Source organism: Roseibium album (assembly GCF_965233825.1).
In the GTDB taxonomy this organism is placed as follows: Bacteria; Pseudomonadota; Alphaproteobacteria; order Rhizobiales; family Stappiaceae; genus Roseibium; species Roseibium album.
In genome coordinates, this window is record NZ_OZ247583.1 from 3,273,619 (window position 1) to 3,291,750 (window position 18,132).

Consider the following 18,132-nt stretch of genomic DNA (forward strand, 5'->3'; position numbering starts at 1 on the left):
TTTGAGGACTGCCGGTTTTTACACGTGGAAAGGCAATGCCGGCTCTCAACTTGCCCCGGCCCTGTCGAGCGTCTGCCAACTATGGGCCTCGAGATTTTTCACCCTTGGGCTCAACTGTAGTTTCGTCGACCATCTGTGGGCTACTCGTGCGTTGTCTTGTGGTGTCTAAGTGCGCACAACCATCACTGAGCATTTCGCGTACGCGGCAAGTTTTCCCCCGTTAGACGGCCAGATATGGTCCATGACATTCGGCACATGGCTTGCCATGACGACGAGATCGGCGCCAGTTTCTTTGATTGCGCGCATCAGTGCATCGTCAACCTCGATCGTCGGATCGTGCGCGATAGTGGCATATGCCACAGTTTCTATGCCGAACCTGGCAGCTTCTGCCGCTGCAAATATGCCAAGTTTTTGTGCGAATTCTTCTGGATTATGTGCCAATTCGCTGGGTTGGGATGAGGTGACGCCCACATACACAACAGGTGCGCTGTAGTGTTTGGCAAGATCTGCGGCGCATTCGAGTGCGGCCCTCAGTTTTTCAACATGTGCCAGATCAACCGGCGCCATGATACGCTTGAACATCGTTTTTCTCCCCAGTTTTGCAGGTTTATCCTGGCCGTCATGCCGCCCATCCACTGGGCTCCAGACACCTGCTCACGCTGGTTTTTAAGGGCCGCGCGTGTCGCGGACCTCGCGAGAAGGTAAATCATTTCTAACCGCTGGAAGCAAATGAACGCTTCGTCTGCATTGCCGACCTTGATGCATTATGCAGCGAACGTCCGTTCTCCGCCCTCAATACACTTTCGGTTGCCTTACCGTGAATGGCAACTTTTCAAACCTGGCCGAAAATCCGCAAACGTCCGACCCTGAGGCGCATTGTTGTAACTCAATACGCTCGCAGCGAAGGTCGGTTTTGAATCCGGGAGGAGACGGTCAGGAATTGCGCGCTTTCTCGCAGCAAAAAAATGACACCAGCCAACGTAAACTCAATTCAATCGGTTCAAATAACCTGACGCGGAACCGCTTCCAGACATGGAGAAAAAGACGTCGTTATCGCGCTCAGCGCTGTTTGACTTCTGCCGGATTCTGTTCCTCAGAGCCTCTGCCGTAATGGATACCCCGACCTCAAGATTTGAATGGTGTTCACCAAGGCTTGGATCAATCAGGCCATGCTGGTAACGGTCGACAAGCGCTTCGGGGAGATCAACCAGCCAGAAGTTTTCATCAGAATGGAAGGACAGAAGGATCTTGTATGGGTCAATCCCGTGTTCTTTGATCATCGTCTCAATCAGAACCACGCGGTCATCAGATGAAAGGCCTATCTCCTCGCGAATGGCCTGGGGGGCTGCCGTAAATCTGTAGGCGGGTGGCGCCCTGCGCGGCAGTCGAAAGAACAATGGTGGCTTTTCAAGCAGGCTGGGGCAGAGAGCTCCAATTTTTTCGATGAAGACCTTTCCGACGCCGAAATCGTCGCCATGAAAGGCAATCATGTGTTCAACCGATTTGTAGGCAATGTGTTCGTGCCCAGCGAATGCGGCGGAATTCGCATCACCGATCCAAACGTCGTTCTGGTAATCGACATCCAAAAGCGTGAATTCACATCCGGTGATCCCGATGCTGAAATTCCACTGATGCTCAAAAAGACGATCTGCGTCTCCCGGATTGCGCATCAGGATCTTGATCCCGATGACACCAAATGGTGCTTCGCTTGAGATCATTTTTTGAACGGCGCCGTCCTGGATATCGAGGACTGTGGAGGTGTTCCACAAGTCGATGAGATGAGACTGGAACTCTGAAGCAATCGTATCAATCAGTCTTTCGACGCGGCCCTTACTTGGTGACACATCAGTCTCCGGTATCTGTTTAGGTCACTCACTTTGCCAAACCAATATATGTCATCTGAGCTCTGTCAGTAACTCCCTGCTTTTAAAAATAGCGACCCTGAAGCGGTTTCGTGAAGTCTTGCGTGGTCTACCGATGACATCGCCAACAATATTGGGGTCTGCCAGCAAGCGCCTGGTCAGATGCATGCCCGGACCGGACATGCCACTCTGCGAATTCACACGGCGCGGGACACAGAACACTTTTCAGGCTGAAAATAGTTCTGAAACGCGATCTAGAACTGCAGACCGCAACCAGAGTGCTGATCCGTGTGGCATCAAGTTCCGTGCCATCATAGTCTTGCATGTCGGGCATCGCATTTGCGCGGTTCCTGAATCGTTGCGGGACATCTATGCGGTTGCGCGCTTGGGAACCTGGCTTGAGGAATACGACTGTGAACACGGTTCCAACGTCCTGGATCATTTCGATTCTCGCTGTGTTCATTGCAGCGGCGGTTGTAAGCAGACCGCTTCTACCGATTGCAGCGCGCGTTCTGTTTGGCCTTGGACTTGGCCTCATTGCGGTGGTCACCGCGTTTGTGGGGCTAAGAGTGGAATATGGTTTTGAGGTGCTTGGCAGGGTACAGCCTCATATCGCGATACTGATTGCCCCGACGCTCTGGCTAGGTTTTCAATCACTAGCGTCAACGACCGGGTCCCCGACACGTCAGGCGCTTCAGATCGCAGCCACGGGACTGACCTTGGCGGAACTCGCGCTTCTCGTACCGACGGCCTGGTCCGCTGATGTGATCGTGATCGGAACAAATGCCGTCTATGCCATTTTGCTGACGGCGATGCTGCGCCAGCCGCCGGACGCATTTGTTCAGGTCGCACCAAACAAATTTCGCTTGGTCAGAATTGCATTGCTATTCGCAATCCTCTTTATCGCCCTGATCGTTGCAGCCGATGCCACGATCCTTGCTGCGATGCTCTCTGCGGGCAATGCAGGGGTAATGCGTCTCCTGACCGGCGCATCCGGCGTGGTTGTTGCGGTGGTCCTGCTCTGCGCGCTTGTTGGCCTGCCACTTGTTCTTGGACCCCGGACGCGAGACGTTTCCCGAGAAGCGCCGAGGCAGGAAACGCTTGAAGAGGATCAGGACCTGTTGCGCAAGCTTGACAGGCTGATGATCGAACACAAGATGTTCACTGACCCGGACCTGACGCTCGCGCGGTTGGGTCGGAGGCTGCACTGCCCCGCACGAAGTGTGTCGAAAGCGGTCAATCGCATCCATGGCGAGAATATCTCGCGCTACATCAATGGGTTTCGCGTGCGCCATGCCGCGATGCTTCTGAAAACCACCGATTTGCCTGTGACGGACATCATGTTGGAGGCTGGATTCCAAAGCAAATCCAGCTTTAACACCGAGTTTCGCCGCCTCACCGGTCAAACGCCGTCCTGTCAAAGACGGCAAGGTTCCGGCAACAAGAACGTCCGCAATCGCGATCTCAAACGTTCAAATACGTAGATCTGGGCGCGGCTCAAGCGCTTCTCGCCTTTCATGCTTGCAGAACCCGCATGCACGGGAAAGCAACCGAGAAAGGAAATGTCGTGAACATCGAAGACCTTGGAGATCAGCTGGCGGTCATTGGTTTGGCCCTCTTTACGACGTTGATCGCAGTTTCTTCTGTCGACGCCGCACAGGCTGAATCGAATACGGACACAAAACAGGATGTCGCTGTTATCGATATTCCGCATCCACGGGAAGGAAACCTGCTGATGCTGCGTGGCCTTGCAGGGAATGGCACCGCCACGTTTCGGGTCAACAGGACATGTCAAACCATGCCTGTCCGTTTTGTCGCGGGCGACTTTTCCGGCCAACGCATTGATGTGGGGCGAACAGGCTCGATCCGAATTGTCATCACCGCCCCGAAGGTCATGCGCGACCTGCTGGCAGGGCGTGATCTGGTCAGCGACAGGGTGCGCGTCACATCCAATTCCGCAGATAAGGCGACAGACCTGTATTTGGCTCGTGGTCTTTCAGCGGATACCGGGTTTGTCATAAATCCTGGTCGAAACCTGATGGCGGATATCCTGGGCGCAGGCACTACATTGGTGGACTGCGCAACCCTGACAACGACGCTTCCATAGAGCAAAATTTCCGTGCGCGGATGTTGCTGAAACCGGATTGCAATCCGCCCGGTATCGCCTGTCACCCTATGCACGATTCTGATATTTGGCGATCAAGGTACAAACTCACAATGACCTGTGCATATCGAAGCGAAAGGCAAGACTATGCAGGACGGTCAACGGCATTGGTTGTAACCCGGCACTTGCTGCGAACTTCCGATTCCCGCTATTGGACCGGAACTCGCGAGTTTGACGCCATGCAGACGATCAAGGTCCGCTTTTGCCGAATTTCCGCAACTGCCTCCTGTCCGCCGTGAAAGTCTGCATTCCGCCCGGATTACGCGTTGTGAACAACGGCCCACTTGGCACTCCCGGCCCTGAACTGTCGTTCGTGTCGATTGCAGCGAATGACTGGAACGAGCCCTTGTTAACGATTTCGCAACATACCTTTTCGGATGTAGCAGTCTTGATTTCGCCCACATCATGGAACATTAAACATCCATGGCTACACAGTCCTTCTCATCTTAGTTGACAAACCATTCGACACTCCTTCGGGCGTGGTATCGCTGAGCGCTCTGCACTCGGCCTGATTACTTACGTGTTGAAATGTTTGCTGGAGATGAAGCATGCCTATTCCCTCGGTGCTTGAGCACCTTGTTTTCGAAATTTCTGAGTTTGCCGATGCAGGTTTTTGCAATCGGGTTATTGATCGAGCAAATGATCTCGGGTTTCAGCCCGCTACCATCACCTCTGAAAGCGGAACTTCGGTTACGCCAGAAATTAGAAACAACGACCGTGTGATATTTGATGATGTTGAATTTGCTAACGAATTATGGATTCGCGTCTCTCCTAACTTCCGGCACCCATTCAAAGGCTGGACAGCGATCGGCATAAATGAACGCTTCCGTGTTTACCGATACGTGCCGGGGCAGTTCTTTGATTGGCATCAGGACGGTGAATACATCCGACCTGACGGGGCTGTCAGCAAGTTCACGCTGATGATCTATCTCAATGACGGAGCGGACGGGGGAGGAACCTCTTTTGCAGATGTGTTTTCGCCGCATGTGTTCGCAGACTTCACAATCGAACCAGCTACAGGAAAGGCACTGATATTCCACCACCCACTTTCCCACAGAGGTGATCCAATCAATAGCGGCGAAAAATATGTGTTGCGCAGTGACGTGATGTTTAGGGACAATACTTAAGGTGGCTTTGTCCGCGTTGCTTCCGTTCGTTTTGGCCGCAACAAAAGTCTGCTTTCCGCCTGACCTGCAAGCTCACTGCACCTGCAACGAATGTCGGCATTCGGGTGCAAGCGGAGACCAGTCGAACGACCAGTTTGAGGGCACAAGCGGACATCTGACACTCAGATGCCTGAACCGTCGTCTTGACAACCGGAACGGCCTTTGCCGAAAAAACCAACCTGAAGCATTGGCCCAATCATTCCAGATGCACGGCATGATCCTCGCCAACGCGAAAAACGCTTTGAAATCAATTTGGTCAAAGAGAAGGAAATTGGCCGGAGTGAGATGATTCGAAGCTCCGCTCCCCTCGTCTGCAACGAGGGAAAGCCGATCGTGGCGGTTTTTTTGAGCGGGATCGCACTGTCCAGGCCGATTTTCGTGAGCGGGGTTTACGGCTGCGCGGCGAGCTGCCAGAGTACGTTAAAGTTGTTGAAGTGCGGCTGTTACCGCTTCATGCTTGTGAAGTGGATGAAGTGCAAAAGTGGCGGGAAGAGTATCATGAGCCTTTCAATGGCAGAGCTTCCGGATGGCCGTGAAATTCATTGCGTGAACGATTATGAAGTTGGTTTCGGTTGGCATGAAATTGTCTCGGACGATCTGATCGAACGCGGGTTGGATCTGCCAGCCGACGGAACCTATCTGGATGTTGGCGCCAATATCGGATTGTTCTGCTTGCGCCTCAGGGACCTGTGTCCCGATGCCAGGATATTTGCCTTCGAACCAATGCCCGCCGCCTTTGGCGCACTGAGGAGCAACACCGAAAAAATCGGTGGTGCCATCCAGGCGTCATGCCTGGCTTTAGGGGACAAGACCGGAACCGCTCAATTCGATCATTACCCCGCGCTTTCCGCACTTTCCACGGGCGATTCCTCCGTCGGTGAAAAGCTGGCTGATGGACTGAAGAAGCTGTTGTTCGGCCAAGGCGCGAGCGAAGATATTCGCGCGATCATCGACAGCACGGGAGCGCATGAGCGCCTGGATGACGACGCCTTCATCGAAAGGCTGTTCAAGAAGGAAACAGTGACCGTGGAAGTCGACACGCTGGACAGCGTCGCCACCCGGTTCGGGCTGGACCGGATTGACTTGCTCAAGATCGACACGGAGGGGCAGGAACGCCCTGTGCTTGACGGAATCGGCGAAGTTCTGTGGCCGAGGATACGCCAGCTTCTCGTCGAAGTGCACCGGGGCGCGGACGAACTGACGACGATCAGGGGCGAGCTTGAAGAACGCGGTTACAAAACAACAGTCGAGGATCACCCGATGGCCCAGGGCGGAGCGCCGGTGTTCCACATTTATGCGCGTCGTTCATGACCTGGATCCAAAACCGGTCTTCTGTTCCCAGAGCGGTTCTCAACCGGATTTCTTTAGTGAACGGGCTGCCGGACCGTCCGGTTCAGTCTTGCGCCCTGTCGGGACCGCAGGCAGTATCGAGCCGAACGTTAGTGGCCCGGTCTGTGAGTGATTGCACGCCTTAACACCCTTCGTTCGAGTGAGTGCCGGAGCCAATTAAATGTCTGAAGTCCACGTGGAAAACAGTCCTTCACCCGATGCCGGTGACGACAAAGGGGCCGGGGCTTCGACGGCTCCATGTTTCGACATCGACTGGTGGACGATGTTGACCGACCCGGAGTTTTTAAAAAATCCCTACCCTGAGTTGAAGCGGATACGCGAGCTGGCGCCTGTCCAGTTCGACCCCCAGTCGGGGATATATTTCGTTCTCGGGCACAAGGAATTTGGCCTGATGGCCAAGACCTCCAGTATGGGCCGGGACACGACCTACTGGAGAAATGGCTGGAGCAGTCCTGAAAACCGGCAGAATGACCCGGAAACCTACGAGCTGTTTGTTGATTTTCAGCCGCAGATGATCAATGCGAACCAGCCCGATCACCGCAGGATGCGGGGTGTGTTCGACAAGGCGTTCCGTCCGCGCGACATGATGCGCTATCTGCCGATGATCAAGGACGAGTGCTGCAAGCTTCTGGACGGATTGCCGGAAAGCGAGGCGTTCGAATACATGGATCTGTTCGGCAACCCGCTGCCGAACCGGATCTCTTTGAAACTGTTCGATATTCCAGAGGAAATGGAAGCTCAGATCGGTAAGTGGATTTCCGACCTGAGCTGGTTGGGCAACATCGTGATGACACCGGAGCAGAAGCGGAACGTCAAGAAGTCAAATCAGGAATTCAAGCAGTTCGTCAAGGAGCACTTGGAAGGCCTGAGGAAGAATCCCGGCGATGGTTTCGTCGGAATGGCCCTGGCAGCTGCGGACGACGGTACCATGGATGAGGAGGAAACCCTCAACAACGTGGTGATGTTGATTGCCGGTAGCAAAACCTCGCTCACGCTCCTGGGAAATGGTTTGCTGACGCTTTTGAAGCACCCTGACCAGATGGAGAAATTACGGGCGGACCGGAGCTTGATGCCAAGGGCAATCGAGGAAATGCTGCGTTATGAATCGGGAAGCAGCATCATTCCGAGGGCCGGGGTGGAAGATTTCCAGTGTGGAGATGTGTGCATTCCTGCCGGGGCGCTGGCGATTGGCCTTGTTGGGGCTATCAATCGCGATCCGGCGCGCTTTGACGATCCGGACACGTTCAACATCACGCGCAAGCCGAACCATCACTCCGCTTTTGGCGGTGGCCCTCATATCTGCATCGGCAAGGCGTTGGCGCGCATGACGACGGAAGTGGCATTTAATGCTCTGATGGACCGCTACAGCAGGATTGAGCTGGCGGGCGATGCAACATGGTGGACTGACCGGAGTGATCAACGCGGATTGAGTTCACTGCCCCTGAAATTGACGCCGGCCTGACAAGCATATTCGTTGGAAAAGAATTCGCTTCTATGGTGTAGTGAGAATTCTATCAATCATTGGGGGTGGGGTGTGTGTCCGACGGTTCTAATCTGGAAATCAGTGCTGATGGCATCGCTGCTCTGAATAGCCCCGATATCGACTGGTGGGAAATGTTTGCAGACGATGCATTTCTGGCCAGTCCTTATGAAAAACTGAGTGTAATTCGTGAAAAAGCGCCGGTGCAATTTGATCCCGTTTCAGGGATCTATTTTGTTTTAGGCTACCCGGAATACAAGAAAATGGCCCTGTCTACGGATATGGGCCGTGACACGCGTTTGTGGACAGGCGGCTGGTACAATCCGGAAAACAAGAAAGCCGATCCGGTCGGTTACGAATTGTACAACACAATCCAGCCCCAGATGACCAATGCGAATGCACCGCACCATCGCCGCATGCGGGATGTTTACGAAAAAGCCTTTCGAAGGACAGATATTCAGGCCTTGATCCCGATGATCGAGGATGAATGCCGCAAAATCCTGGACACCTTGCCGTTTGAGCAATCATTCAACTTCATGCAGACGGTTGCAGATCCGTTGTCACGGAACATCTCAAAACGTATCTTCAATATTCCAAAATCCATGGATGCGGATCTTGCGCGCTGGGTCGATGCTCTGAGCGTGATCGGCAACGTAATCATCACTCCGCAGCAAAAACAGGATGCCCTGAAAGCACTTACCGAGTTCAGGAATTACGTCAGGGAGCGAATGGCTTCCGGAATTGACGACCCGAATGACGGATTTTTTGGTGCAACGATCAAAGCGTACTCCGACGGCGTCATGGATGAAGATGAGTGCCTCAACAACCTCATGACACTGATTTCAGGCGGTATCGCAACGGCCACACTGCTTGGAAACGGGCTTTTGACCCTTTTGCGTCACCCGGACCAATTCGAACTGCTGCGTCGCAATCCCGAGCTGATGGAAACGGCCATCGAGGAAATGCTGCGCTTTGAACCCGGGTGCAGTTTCATCCTGCGCGTGGCCATTGACGACTACCAGTGTGGTGATGTTTTGATACCGCAAGGAGCGTTGGCGATCGGCCTGGTCACAGCAATCGGACGGGACCCCAGAACCTACAAGGATCCTGATCGTTTCGATGTGACACGGTACCCGAACCCGCACGTCGTTTTTGGAGTCGGAGCACATATTTGCATCGGCAAGGCACTTGTCCGTTTGACTGCCCGGGTGCTGTTCAACGCTTTGATGGATCGCTTCGGCAGGATCGAGCTGGCCGGGGAGCCCGAGTGGTGGAAGCACAGGGCCGACCAGCATGGGCTGGATGCCTTGCCGATAACCTTGGGAAACGCTTGATGTATCAGGACGCGAGCGAGCAGATTGACTGGTGGGGCATGCTAACCGATCCGGGATATCTCGTTGATCCGCATCCGCATTTGCGGCGCATTCGGGAACTCGGGCCGATTCACTATGATGCGCCGTCGGATATCTATTTCGTTCTCGGACATGAAGAATTCAATTCCATGGTCCGCTCATCAAGAATGGGCCGCGATACGAGGCTTTGGAAAAACGGTTGGAGCAGACCGGAAAGCAAGCAGCGAGATCCGCTGAGCTACGAACTCTTCAGTGAATTTCAGCGCCAGATGGTGAATTCGGACCAGCCGGATCACCGGCGGATGCGCGATGTATATGAAAAAGCGTTCCGCCCTGCTGACATTCCGCCGCTTCGGCCCATGATCGAAAAGGAAGCGTGTTTGCTGCTCGAGGACATCCCCGAGGAAACTCCGGTCGATTTCATGACGGTCTTTGCGAACCTTTTTCCGCTTCGGGTGGTCCGCAATCTGTTTCATATCTCACCGGAAATGGACCCCCAGCTCGCGGAGTGGAATGCCTCGCTGATCAAGATCGGTGACATCATGATGTCACAGGATCAAAAGCAAGACGCCTTGAAAGCGCTTAAGGGCTACAAGCGGTTCCTGAAGTCTCATTTGGAGGATCAGCGCGACAACCCGGACAATCGGTTGATCAGCCTGGCGATCGAAGCATGGGATGCCGGAGTCATGGATCAGGACGAAACCCTGAACAATCTCAAGGGGCTCGTGTCTGGCAATGAGACAACGGTCAACGTTCTCGGCAACGGTCTATTGACGCTCTTGAACCACCCGGATCAATTCGACCGCCTGCGCACACAACCGGATCTGATGCGAACGGCGATTGAGGAAATCCTCCGCTTTGAACCGGCTATAAATTTCATCCTGCGCGTGGCAATCGAGGATTTCGAAAGTCACGGTGTGTCAATACCGTCAGGATCCCTGGTGCTTGGCCTGGTTGGTGCGATTAACAGGGATCCAGCCCGCTTTGCCAAGGCTGAAACATTTGACGTTGCGCGGCGGCCAAATGCGCAATCCATTTTTGGCGGCGGGCCGCATGTTTGCATCGGTGCAGCATTGGCGCGGCTCGAGGTCGAAGTGGCATTCAGCGAATTGATACGAAATTTCTCAAAAATCGAATTGGCAGGAGAACCGGTCTGGTGGACGGACCGGACCAATCAGCGCGGATTGCAGACCCTGCCGCTGCGGTTCAGTCGCAGCTAGGCAGCGTTCCGGCCGCTACGGACTGGCGGGAAAGAGGGCCTCGATGCGTTTCAGATCTCCCCCATAGGGCGACATGAGCGGCACCACCTCTGATGCACTTTTTTCAGACAACTCTTGTCGGAATACGGCCGCCAGCGTTCCTGTGGGACTGAGGTCGATGTATCGGGCACCGCCCCTGGCCTCGATGGCATGCAGCGTTGCCTGCAACTGCATGGGCTGCCTGACAATATCCCAGAGCTGCCTGCCGTCGGCCTGTTGCACGTCGCGGCAAAGACAGGAAGACCAGACCGGCCAAAAGGGCGTTTCAAAGTGCAAGCCGGAGACCGTATTCAGGAAGTCCTGTTTGGCTGGTTCGATCCAGCGCGAATGAAAGGCAAAAGGGACGGGAAGTGTCTGAAAGGAGATGTCCAACCTCCGCAGCTCTCCAAGAACCGTTTCCAGATCAGCTTTCCGGCACGCCAGAACACAGTGGCTGGCGCCGTTTTTGCCGGCAATCTCTGTGCTTTCTGCCAATATCTTTGACTGCGATCGTACACTTGCCGATGCCAGGGTTCCGATCAGGGCGCCTTTGGGAGCGGACTTTTCAAAGAGCGCAGGTTGGCATGCTACAGCTCTCAAGGCCGTTTCAAACGGCAACATGCCGGAAACGCTCATGGCAACAAATTCGCCCAGGCTGGCCCCAAGCAGAAGATCGGGCCTGATGCCCTGGTTCTGCAAAAGTTTTGCCACTGCAAACTGGGTGATAAAGAGCGCGGGATGGGAATGTTCCAGACGGTCAAAGGGATCGCTGATGCCGTGTTCGTCGGAATAGATGATATCCAGAACAGAAAACCCTTGCGCATTTTGGACGATCCGGTCACCGATATCCATCCACTGCCTGAAGACCGGATAGGTCTTCAGGAAGGCCGCCGCCATATGGAAGTATTGAGAACCTTGCCCGGCAAAACAGAATGCGACGGGCAAGGAAGAGGAACTTGAGAGCATGCGGAAGACCCTGGGAGGCAGACAACCTAGCGAAGGCTTCTTGTCGCATGGTGCTGTGAGAGATGGCAATGCACTGGTGAGCAAAGACGGGGTCGCCGCATGGTGGTTGCTGCTGGAACACCTCACCGAGGGCGATCTGGAAATGCTGGAGGCATTGCTGGTCGATGAAGAGTTGGCCAGGGCCGAACGGTTTCATTTCGAACGGGATCGGCAAATCTACATCGCCGCTCACGGGATTTGCCGCGGTCTCCTGAGCTACCATCTGGGTCAACCCGCCAAGAACTGGCGCTTTTCCATTGAAGATCACGGCAAGCCGGAGCTGATATCCCCGGCAGGTGGCCCGAGGATCCGCGTTAACATATCTCACACGAGAGGGCTGGCAGCAGTCGCATTGACCAGCGAACACGATATCGGCGTCGACGTTGAATGGCGCCATCGCGATGCCATGGTTGATGAACTTGCGCAACGCATGTTTGCAGAAAGCGAACGCCGGGACGTTCAGCGCGCGTGCAAGGAGAAAAAGCTCGACATTTTTTTGGCCTACTGGACGCTGAAAGAAGCCTACGTGAAAGCGATCGGAAAAGGCCTTTCTCAACCGCTTGATGCGTTTGAGTTTGATCTGAATGGCCTCAATATCACCTTTTTGGACCGGTCGGCAGACGATCCGGACCATTGGCACTTTGAGCGCTACCAGCCCGGTCCGGATCATTTGATGGCTCTGGCGATCCGCCACCCTGCAAAGGCAAATCTCAGGGTAGAAGCAGGACCGGCTCCGATGGAGTTTCTTCGGAACCTCGCTCAAGCCTGACTAATCAACAGGCAGAATATCACGCAAATAGGCTTCGATACCGAGCCGTCTGTCCCATTGTTTCGGATAGCCGAGCGAAACCTCTTCAAAGCGGGTGTCGTCACGCCAATCTGTCCGACGTGTATGCAAATGGCCCGAAACGACCACTTTGGCATTAAACCGCTGATGCCAGTCTTCCGTTCTGACAGTCCCGCACCAGGGTGTAAACCGCGGTATCCGGGGAATATGGATCAGGTCCCGGCGGAGCGGATAGTGGTTGATCAGAATTGTCGGCATCCCGTCGGGGACTTCCTGAAGGCGCAATTCGGTTTCCCTACACCGGCTGGCGCACCAATCCTCCCGGCTGTCCCAGGGGGCCGGATCGAGAAAAGTTTCGTCCGCACACACCGAGTTTTGCGCGCGCGCCCAGGCGACAACATCGTCCCGCTTGATATCCTGTGGCCGGAAACTGTAGTCGTACAGGAGAAACAGCGGCGCGACCACATGCGCACCTCCCGGGCCATTCCAAGTCTCATAAGGGTCTTCAGGCGTATGGATGCCATATTGGCGCGCGAGCTCGACCAGCGCCAGATATCTTGCTTCTCCTGCAAGCGCAGGCTGGTCTTTCTCTTCCGGGATCGCCCAAAGATCGTGATTGCCGGGAACCCAGAATACCTTGGCAAATTTCCGTTCAAAAACCTCAAATGCGAATTTGATGTGTTCAAACCGTTCCGCGATGTCGCCCGCAACGATAAGCCAGTCGTCGGGCGCCGTCTGCAGTTCATCGAGCGCCTCGCGATTGGACGGACTTGCCAGATGGAGGTCGCTTATTGCTCTGAGTTTCATGTTGTCTGAGATAGTCTCTTACTTCCTTGACGATTAGGTGCAAATACGAAACACTTCCCGCATAAGACACAAAAACCCGTCTTCTTATTACTCCCAGCAGAGAGCAGGAATGGCTGAAGATAGCCCGTTGGATGGGATCCTTCCGGAGACGGAAAGCGACAGCAATTGCGATGATGCCATTGATTGGTGGTCGATCCTCTCGGACAAGACGTTCTTGGAAAATCCATATTCGGAACTTCGCCGCTTGCAGGCCAAAGGTCCAGTGCATTTTGATCGGAAGAACGGCATATATTTCGTACTCGGTCACAAGGCGTTCGCGCGTGTTTCGAAATCCTCGGCTATGGGGCGCGACACGCGGAACTGGACCGGAGGTTGGAACTCCGAGGACTACCGGCAACATGACCCGGTCGGCTACATGCTGTTCAGTGAATTTCAGCCCCAGATGATCAATTCCGACGGCGAAGAACACAAGCGCATGCGCAAGGTCTATGAACCGGCGTTTCGAGCGCAGGCCATGTCCCGGCTGGAACCGTTGATTGCTGATCAGGCATCCAGGCTGTTGGCGGCAATGCCTGACAAGGGAGAAATTGATTTCATCGAGGCATTTGCGGCCCCTCTGCCGCTTCGTGTGCTGTGCGAGCTTTTTGATATTCCGGAAAGCCTTGATGACACGATCAGCCGCTGGAGCGCGTCTCTTATCCGGATAGGAGATATCCTGATGACGCCGGAACAGAAATCGGAGGCGATGGAAGCTCTGGCGGAGTTCAAGGATTTTTTGCGTCAGCAGATCAAGGAGCGGGAAAACAACAACGAAGACAATCTTATGGGCCTTGCCATTCAGGCACAAAAGAACGGTACGCTTGATGAGGAGGAAACTCTGACCAATCTGGTGTCTATGCTGGTGGCAGGGCACGAAACAACAGTGACTTTGATCGGCAATGGCATGCTGCTCCTCTTGTCCAATCCGGACGAATTGGCCAGATTGCGATCAGATCCCGGATTGACAAGAACCGCGATCGAGGAGTTTTTGCGCATGGAACCGGGGGGGAACATGATCTTGCGGGTCGCGCGCGAGGATTTCGACGTCGAAGGAGTGACCATCCCGAAGGGCGCGCCGGTCATCGGGTTGATCGGTGCAATCAACAGGGATCCGGGCCGCTTTGAAAACGCGGACGTGCTTGATATTGCCCGCCCGGCGAACGCACAGTTCACTTTTGGCGGAGGGGCGCATTTCTGCATCGGCGCACCATTGGCCCGGCTGGAAGCACAGATCGCCTTTTCCAGATTCTTGGAAAAATATCCACAGATTGAGCTGGCCGGAGAACCGGAGTGGCGGCTGGACCGGATGAATGCGCGCGGCCTGGGCCGCTTGCCGGTCAAAGTAAAAGCCGCGGCATGAGCGGACTTGCCGGAATTCAAGCCATCAACGTCTTCGGCGGCATGGCGTGTCTGGATGTTCGGGAGCTTTGCATTCACCGGGGTCTCGATACTCCCCGGTTCGAGAATCTGCTCATGCAGGAGAAGACCGTAGCGTTACCCTATGAGGACCCGGTCACATTCGCCGTAAATGCGGCCAAACCGATAGTCGATCAACTCAGTGAGCAGGAACGCTCGCGCATTGAGATGGTTATTACCTGCACCGAATCCGGTCTGGATTTCGGAAAATCGCTCAGTACTCATGTTCACAAACTTCTGGATTTGCAGCCAAATTGTCGCCTGTTTGAGATAAAACAAGCCTGTTACTCAGGTGCTGCTGGCCTGCAGATGGCGGTGAATTTCATATTGTCGCAGACGTCTCCCGGCGCGCTGGCACTGGTGATAACCACCGACATTTCCCGCTTTGCGCTGGCCGATGCCAACGCCGTGCAGGAATGGGCTTACTCTGAGCCCAGTTCAGGCGCCGGTGCTGTTGCGATGCTGGTCTCGGACATGCCGGAAATCCTGCAACTCGATGTCGGCGCTTATGGCAATTACGCCTTCGAGGTCATGGATACCTGCCGGCCTGGTCCGGATACGGAAGCAGGGGATGCAGATCTCTCTCTAATGGCTTATCTCGATTGCTGTGCAGGAGCATTCAAGGACTATTCCGATCGGGTTCAGGGCGCTGATTTCAAATCGACCTTTTCGCAGCTTTGCTTTCACACACCTTTTGGCGGCATGGTCAAAGGGGCGCACAGGCAGTTGATGCGAAAACTCCATAAGGCGAAACCTGAGGAAATCCAGGAGGATTTTGAACAGAGGCTGAGCCCGAGCCTGACATTTGGACAAAGGGTTGGAAACACGGCGGGCGGCTCTGTATTTGTTGCCCTTGCCGGAACGCTGGATGCCGGTGAGGTCAATGAGCCCATCCGCATTGGCCTGTTTTCCTATGGCTCAGGTTGTTGCTCGGAATTTTTCAGCGGTGTGGCGACATCAAAGAGCCAGAGTTTGCTAAAGGAAATGCGGATCGCGGAAAAACTGGACAGACGATACCGGCTTTCGATCGAAGAATATGAAATGTTGCTTTCGGGAAAGTCAGTTGTCAGGTTTGGTACGAAAGATGCCGAGTTGGATCATCAGATCATCCCGTCTGCCTGGCCTGTGTCCGGCAACGGGGATTTGCTTGTTCTCGATAATCTGGTGAACTACCAGCGGAACTACAAATGGATCTAACCGGAGGATGGGGAGCCCATTGGATAACACCGAAATCATCAATATCCTGATTGAAGAAATTCGGGAGACTGTTCCCGAGTTGGAAGGTCAACCGATTTCCGCAAGCGATTCCATGGTGGACCTGGGCGTAAACTCCATCGAGCGCAGCGAAGTCATTTTGGCGGCAATGGAACGGTTGGACCTGAAAATTCCGATGGTTCAGTTACATGGGCCCAAAGACATTCAGGAACTGGCGGATTTGCTCCTTGTCAAAAGCGCCGGATGACAGGGTGAGGATTGCGGTAACGGGGATAGGTGTTGCCAGCGGCCTTGGATACGGTAAGGCCGCATTTCTGCAAGGACTGTTTGAAGCTCGCGGTGTATTTTCCGAATTGACCCGGCACGGGCGTGAACCGGCCGGCGGAGAACAGCCCTTTGTTGGTGTCGAGTTGGACGAGCCGCCAAATGTACTACCTGCACGTTTGGCCCGTACCGCCACGCTGAGCAGCCGTGTTGCCATGGCCGTGTTACAGGAAGCCTGGCATGATGCGGGACTTGATCAGGTCGATCCCGAGCGGATCGGACTTGTAGTCGGAAGCAGCAGCCCCATGTCGCGCGAACAGGCGCTGGCCGCACAAAGATATGCAGACAAGCTGGAATTTGTACCGCCGCGCCACGGCCACATGTTTCTGAACTCTGATATTGCCGGTCTTTGCACCTCCGTCCTCCCAATCCGCGGTTTTTCCCAGAGCGTGGATGCGGCATCAGCCAGCGGATCGGTGGCGGTGATTCAGGCGATGGACGCTGTGCGTTCCGGCAGGGTGGATGTCTGTATCGCACTTGGAGCGCTTCAGGATCTTTCAGGCTATGATCTGCATGCCATGCGGTCACTGGGTGTCATGGGCGGTGCTGATCATGCGGCACGGCCCGGAGAAGCCTGCCGCCCGATGGACCTTGCGCACAACGGTTTTATCTATGGCGAAGCCAGTGCTGCGCTGGTTTTGATGCGCAAGGACCTTTCCATGTCTCACAAATCCTATGGTGATCTCATCGGTGCCGGACATATTGCCGATGGAAGCCGAGGCCCGGAACCGAATTCCGAGGGACAAGTGCGCGCGGCTTTGAATGCTCTGGCGCAAGCCGGCTTGACCGCCAAACAGATTGATTTCGTAAATGGGCACGCAACGGGAACTCCGCAGGGAGACTTAGAAGAGTGCAGGACCTATCACTCTCTCGAACTGCACCATGCACGGATCAACGCAACCAAATCCATCGTTGGTCACGGCATGAGCGCTGCCGGCGCACTGGAATTGGCGGCCGTCTTGTTGCAGATAAAGGAAGGTCGGCTTCACCCCACACGGAACCTGGAAAATCCAATCGATGAAAGCTTTGATTGGATCAAGGCAGAACCGGTTTCGCACGAAATCCGTCACGCCCTGAAGTTCTCTTTCGGTTTTGGCGGCATCAATACGGCATTGGTAATCGCGGCGCCGTAACCTTCTGGAGGCCCGCATGGCTTACGACACGTTGAACGTTACCTTTCAACAAAACATATGCCGCATTTGCTTGAATCGGCCGGAGGCCGGAAATGCGATTAATGCCCGCATGGTCGAAGAGATGTCTGAGGTCTTGACCAGGTGCACGGAAGAGCAGGGGCCTGCCTCAGAGCCGGTAACCGTGGTGGTGCTAGAGGGCCAGGGTGATGTGTTTTGCGCCGGGGGCGATTTCGAGGCAATTTCGAACACAGGGTCTGCCGGCGATCCGGAACCTCTCTATGATGTGTGGTCGAAACTGTCCCGCGGTCCTTATGTGTCTATCTGCCTGGTGCGGGGGAGGGTTAACGCCGGAGGTGTTGGTTTCGTGGCTGCATCGGATGTCGTCATTGCCGACAAGAGTGCGAGTTTCGCGCTTTCTGAGTTGTTGTTTGGACTGTTTCCGGCGTGTGTTCTTCCGTTCCTGATCAGGCGCGTTGGCCGTCAAGCTGCACATTACATGACGTTGATGACAAAGCCGGTCGATGCGCAAAAAGCCCGTGAGGTTGGACTTGTGGATGTCCTGACCGAAAATACCGAGGCCGCGCTCAGGCAACATCTCGTGCGATTGGCCCACCTTCAGAAGCCTGCGATCGCTCGCTACAAAGCCTATTTGGCTGCCTGCAGCGGAAACCCGGAGGAGGACAAGGCGGCCGCCTTGGTTGCAAACCGGGATATGTTTTCAGATCCGGGCGTGCTGGCTGGAATTCGGCGCTATGTCAGCGAGCTTAAATTCCCGTGGGAAAGGTAAGGCCGTT

General features: G+C 54.7%; 17 protein-coding genes. 13 read left to right on the forward strand and 4 right to left on the reverse strand.

Going from position 1 to position 18,132, the window contains the following annotated elements:
- Positions 1–165: 165 nt before the first annotated feature.
- Positions 166–582, reverse strand: coding sequence for a universal stress protein (locus tag ACO6TI_RS15100; protein WP_196878439.1), 417 nt, complete (start codon positions 580–582; stop codon positions 166–168).
- Between the two features lie 404 nt (positions 583–986).
- On the reverse strand, positions 987–1,844 hold the full coding sequence (locus ACO6TI_RS15105; protein WP_158705441.1) for a hypothetical protein: 858 nt from the start codon (positions 1,842–1,844) through the stop codon (positions 987–989).
- 416 nt (positions 1,845–2,260) lie between these two features.
- Here ACO6TI_RS15105 and ACO6TI_RS15110 point away from each other — a divergent pair, with 416 nt between their 5' ends.
- The 7 genes from ACO6TI_RS15110 to ACO6TI_RS15140 all read left to right on the forward strand — a co-directional run bounded on the left by ACO6TI_RS15110 (position 2,261) and on the right by ACO6TI_RS15140 (position 10,594).
- On the forward strand, positions 2,261–3,346 hold the full coding sequence (locus ACO6TI_RS15110; protein WP_422385216.1) for a helix-turn-helix domain-containing protein: 1,086 nt from the start codon (positions 2,261–2,263) through the stop codon (positions 3,344–3,346).
- A gap of 83 nt (positions 3,347–3,429) precedes the next feature.
- Complete coding sequence (locus ACO6TI_RS15115; protein WP_422385217.1) at positions 3,430–3,969, forward strand: hypothetical protein; 540 nt, start codon at positions 3,430–3,432, stop codon at positions 3,967–3,969.
- Positions 3,970–4,574: 605 nt separating this feature from the next.
- Positions 4,575–5,153 (forward strand): 2OG-Fe(II) oxygenase, encoded by a 579-nt coding sequence (locus ACO6TI_RS15120; RefSeq protein ID WP_422385218.1) that lies wholly within the window; start codon positions 4,575–4,577, stop codon positions 5,151–5,153.
- Positions 5,154–5,690: 537 nt separating this feature from the next.
- On the forward strand, positions 5,691–6,503 hold the full coding sequence (locus ACO6TI_RS15125) for an FkbM family methyltransferase (protein WP_422385219.1): 813 nt from the start codon (positions 5,691–5,693) through the stop codon (positions 6,501–6,503).
- Positions 6,504–6,702: 199 nt separating this feature from the next.
- Positions 6,703–8,004 (forward strand): cytochrome P450, encoded by a 1,302-nt coding sequence (locus ACO6TI_RS15130; RefSeq protein WP_422385220.1) that lies wholly within the window; start codon positions 6,703–6,705, stop codon positions 8,002–8,004.
- Positions 8,005–8,078: 74 nt separating this feature from the next.
- Entirely contained in the window at positions 8,079–9,356 is a 1,278-nt protein-coding gene (locus ACO6TI_RS15135; RefSeq protein ID WP_422385221.1) for a cytochrome P450, read from the forward strand.
- Positions 9,356–10,594, forward strand: a complete 1,239-nt coding sequence (locus tag ACO6TI_RS15140) for a cytochrome P450 (RefSeq protein WP_422385222.1) — start codon at positions 9,356–9,358, stop codon at positions 10,592–10,594. Before ACO6TI_RS15135 ends, ACO6TI_RS15140 begins: the two co-directional genes overlap by 1 nt.
- Positions 10,595–10,609: 15 nt before the next feature.
- Here the strand turns inward: ACO6TI_RS15140 and ACO6TI_RS15145 are convergent, their stop codons facing one another.
- On the reverse strand, positions 10,610–11,578 hold the full coding sequence (locus tag ACO6TI_RS15145) for an acyltransferase domain-containing protein (RefSeq protein WP_082442754.1): 969 nt from the start codon (positions 11,576–11,578) through the stop codon (positions 10,610–10,612).
- On the opposite strand from ACO6TI_RS15145, the gene ACO6TI_RS15150 reads away from it, so the two are divergent.
- Entirely contained in the window at positions 11,577–12,386 is an 810-nt protein-coding gene (locus ACO6TI_RS15150) for a 4'-phosphopantetheinyl transferase family protein (RefSeq protein WP_281927764.1), read from the forward strand. The two genes, ACO6TI_RS15145 and ACO6TI_RS15150, sit on opposite strands and share 2 nt — an antisense overlap.
- Here the strand turns inward: ACO6TI_RS15150 and ACO6TI_RS15155 are convergent, their stop codons facing one another.
- Complete coding sequence (locus ACO6TI_RS15155; RefSeq protein ID WP_422385223.1) at positions 12,387–13,211, reverse strand: metallophosphoesterase family protein; 825 nt, start codon at positions 13,209–13,211, stop codon at positions 12,387–12,389.
- A gap of 109 nt (positions 13,212–13,320) precedes the next feature.
- On the opposite strand from ACO6TI_RS15155, the gene ACO6TI_RS15160 reads away from it, so the two are divergent.
- The 5 genes from ACO6TI_RS15160 to ACO6TI_RS15180 are packed head-to-tail and all read left to right on the forward strand — an operon-like array spanning position 13,321 to position 18,125.
- The gene (locus ACO6TI_RS15160) at positions 13,321–14,610 is read left to right on the forward strand and encodes a cytochrome P450 (protein ID WP_158705445.1); all 1,290 of its coding nucleotides are present in this window, start codon (positions 13,321–13,323) and stop codon (positions 14,608–14,610) included.
- Positions 14,607–15,863: a hydroxymethylglutaryl-CoA synthase family protein gene (locus tag ACO6TI_RS15165; RefSeq protein ID WP_350183703.1), complete on the forward strand. Its 1,257-nt coding sequence runs from the start codon at positions 14,607–14,609 to the stop codon at positions 15,861–15,863. Before ACO6TI_RS15160 ends, ACO6TI_RS15165 begins: the two co-directional genes overlap by 4 nt.
- A 19-nt stretch (positions 15,864–15,882) precedes the next feature.
- The gene (locus ACO6TI_RS15170) at positions 15,883–16,128 is read left to right on the forward strand and encodes an acyl carrier protein (protein ID WP_055112018.1); all 246 of its coding nucleotides are present in this window, start codon (positions 15,883–15,885) and stop codon (positions 16,126–16,128) included.
- Positions 16,109–17,338 (forward strand): beta-ketoacyl synthase N-terminal-like domain-containing protein, encoded by a 1,230-nt coding sequence (locus ACO6TI_RS15175; protein ID WP_422385224.1) that lies wholly within the window; start codon positions 16,109–16,111, stop codon positions 17,336–17,338. Before ACO6TI_RS15170 ends, ACO6TI_RS15175 begins: the two co-directional genes overlap by 20 nt.
- Positions 17,339–17,354: 16 nt before the next feature.
- Positions 17,355–18,125: an enoyl-CoA hydratase/isomerase gene (locus tag ACO6TI_RS15180; protein WP_108873027.1), complete on the forward strand. Its 771-nt coding sequence runs from the start codon at positions 17,355–17,357 to the stop codon at positions 18,123–18,125.
- Positions 18,126–18,132: the final 7 nt, after the last annotated feature.

Bases quoted from the DNA above. Each gene is read 5' to 3' on its own strand.
- ACO6TI_RS15100 (WP_196878439.1), bottom strand. From the start codon at position 582: ATGTTCAAGCGTATCATGGCGCCGGTTGATCTGGCACATGTTGAAAAA.
- ACO6TI_RS15120 (WP_422385218.1), top strand. From the start codon at position 4,575: ATGCCTATTCCCTCGGTGCTTGAGCACCTTGTTTTCGAAATTTCTGAG.
- ACO6TI_RS15125 (WP_422385219.1), top strand. From the start codon at position 5,691: ATGAGCCTTTCAATGGCAGAGCTTCCGGATGGCCGTGAAATTCATTGC.
- ACO6TI_RS15130 (WP_422385220.1), top strand. From the start codon at position 6,703: ATGTCTGAAGTCCACGTGGAAAACAGTCCTTCACCCGATGCCGGTGAC.
- ACO6TI_RS15140 (WP_422385222.1), top strand. From the start codon at position 9,356: ATGTATCAGGACGCGAGCGAGCAGATTGACTGGTGGGGCATGCTAACC.
- ACO6TI_RS15150 (WP_281927764.1), top strand. From the start codon at position 11,577: ATGCGGAAGACCCTGGGAGGCAGACAACCTAGCGAAGGCTTCTTGTCG.
- ACO6TI_RS15145 (WP_082442754.1), bottom strand. From the start codon at position 11,578: ATGCTCTCAAGTTCCTCTTCCTTGCCCGTCGCATTCTGTTTTGCCGGG.
- ACO6TI_RS15155 (WP_422385223.1), bottom strand. From the start codon at position 13,211: ATGAAACTCAGAGCAATAAGCGACCTCCATCTGGCAAGTCCGTCCAAT.
- ACO6TI_RS15160 (WP_158705445.1), top strand. From the start codon at position 13,321: ATGGCTGAAGATAGCCCGTTGGATGGGATCCTTCCGGAGACGGAAAGC.
- ACO6TI_RS15165 (WP_350183703.1), top strand. From the start codon at position 14,607: ATGAGCGGACTTGCCGGAATTCAAGCCATCAACGTCTTCGGCGGCATG.
- ACO6TI_RS15180 (WP_108873027.1), top strand. From the start codon at position 17,355: ATGGCTTACGACACGTTGAACGTTACCTTTCAACAAAACATATGCCGC.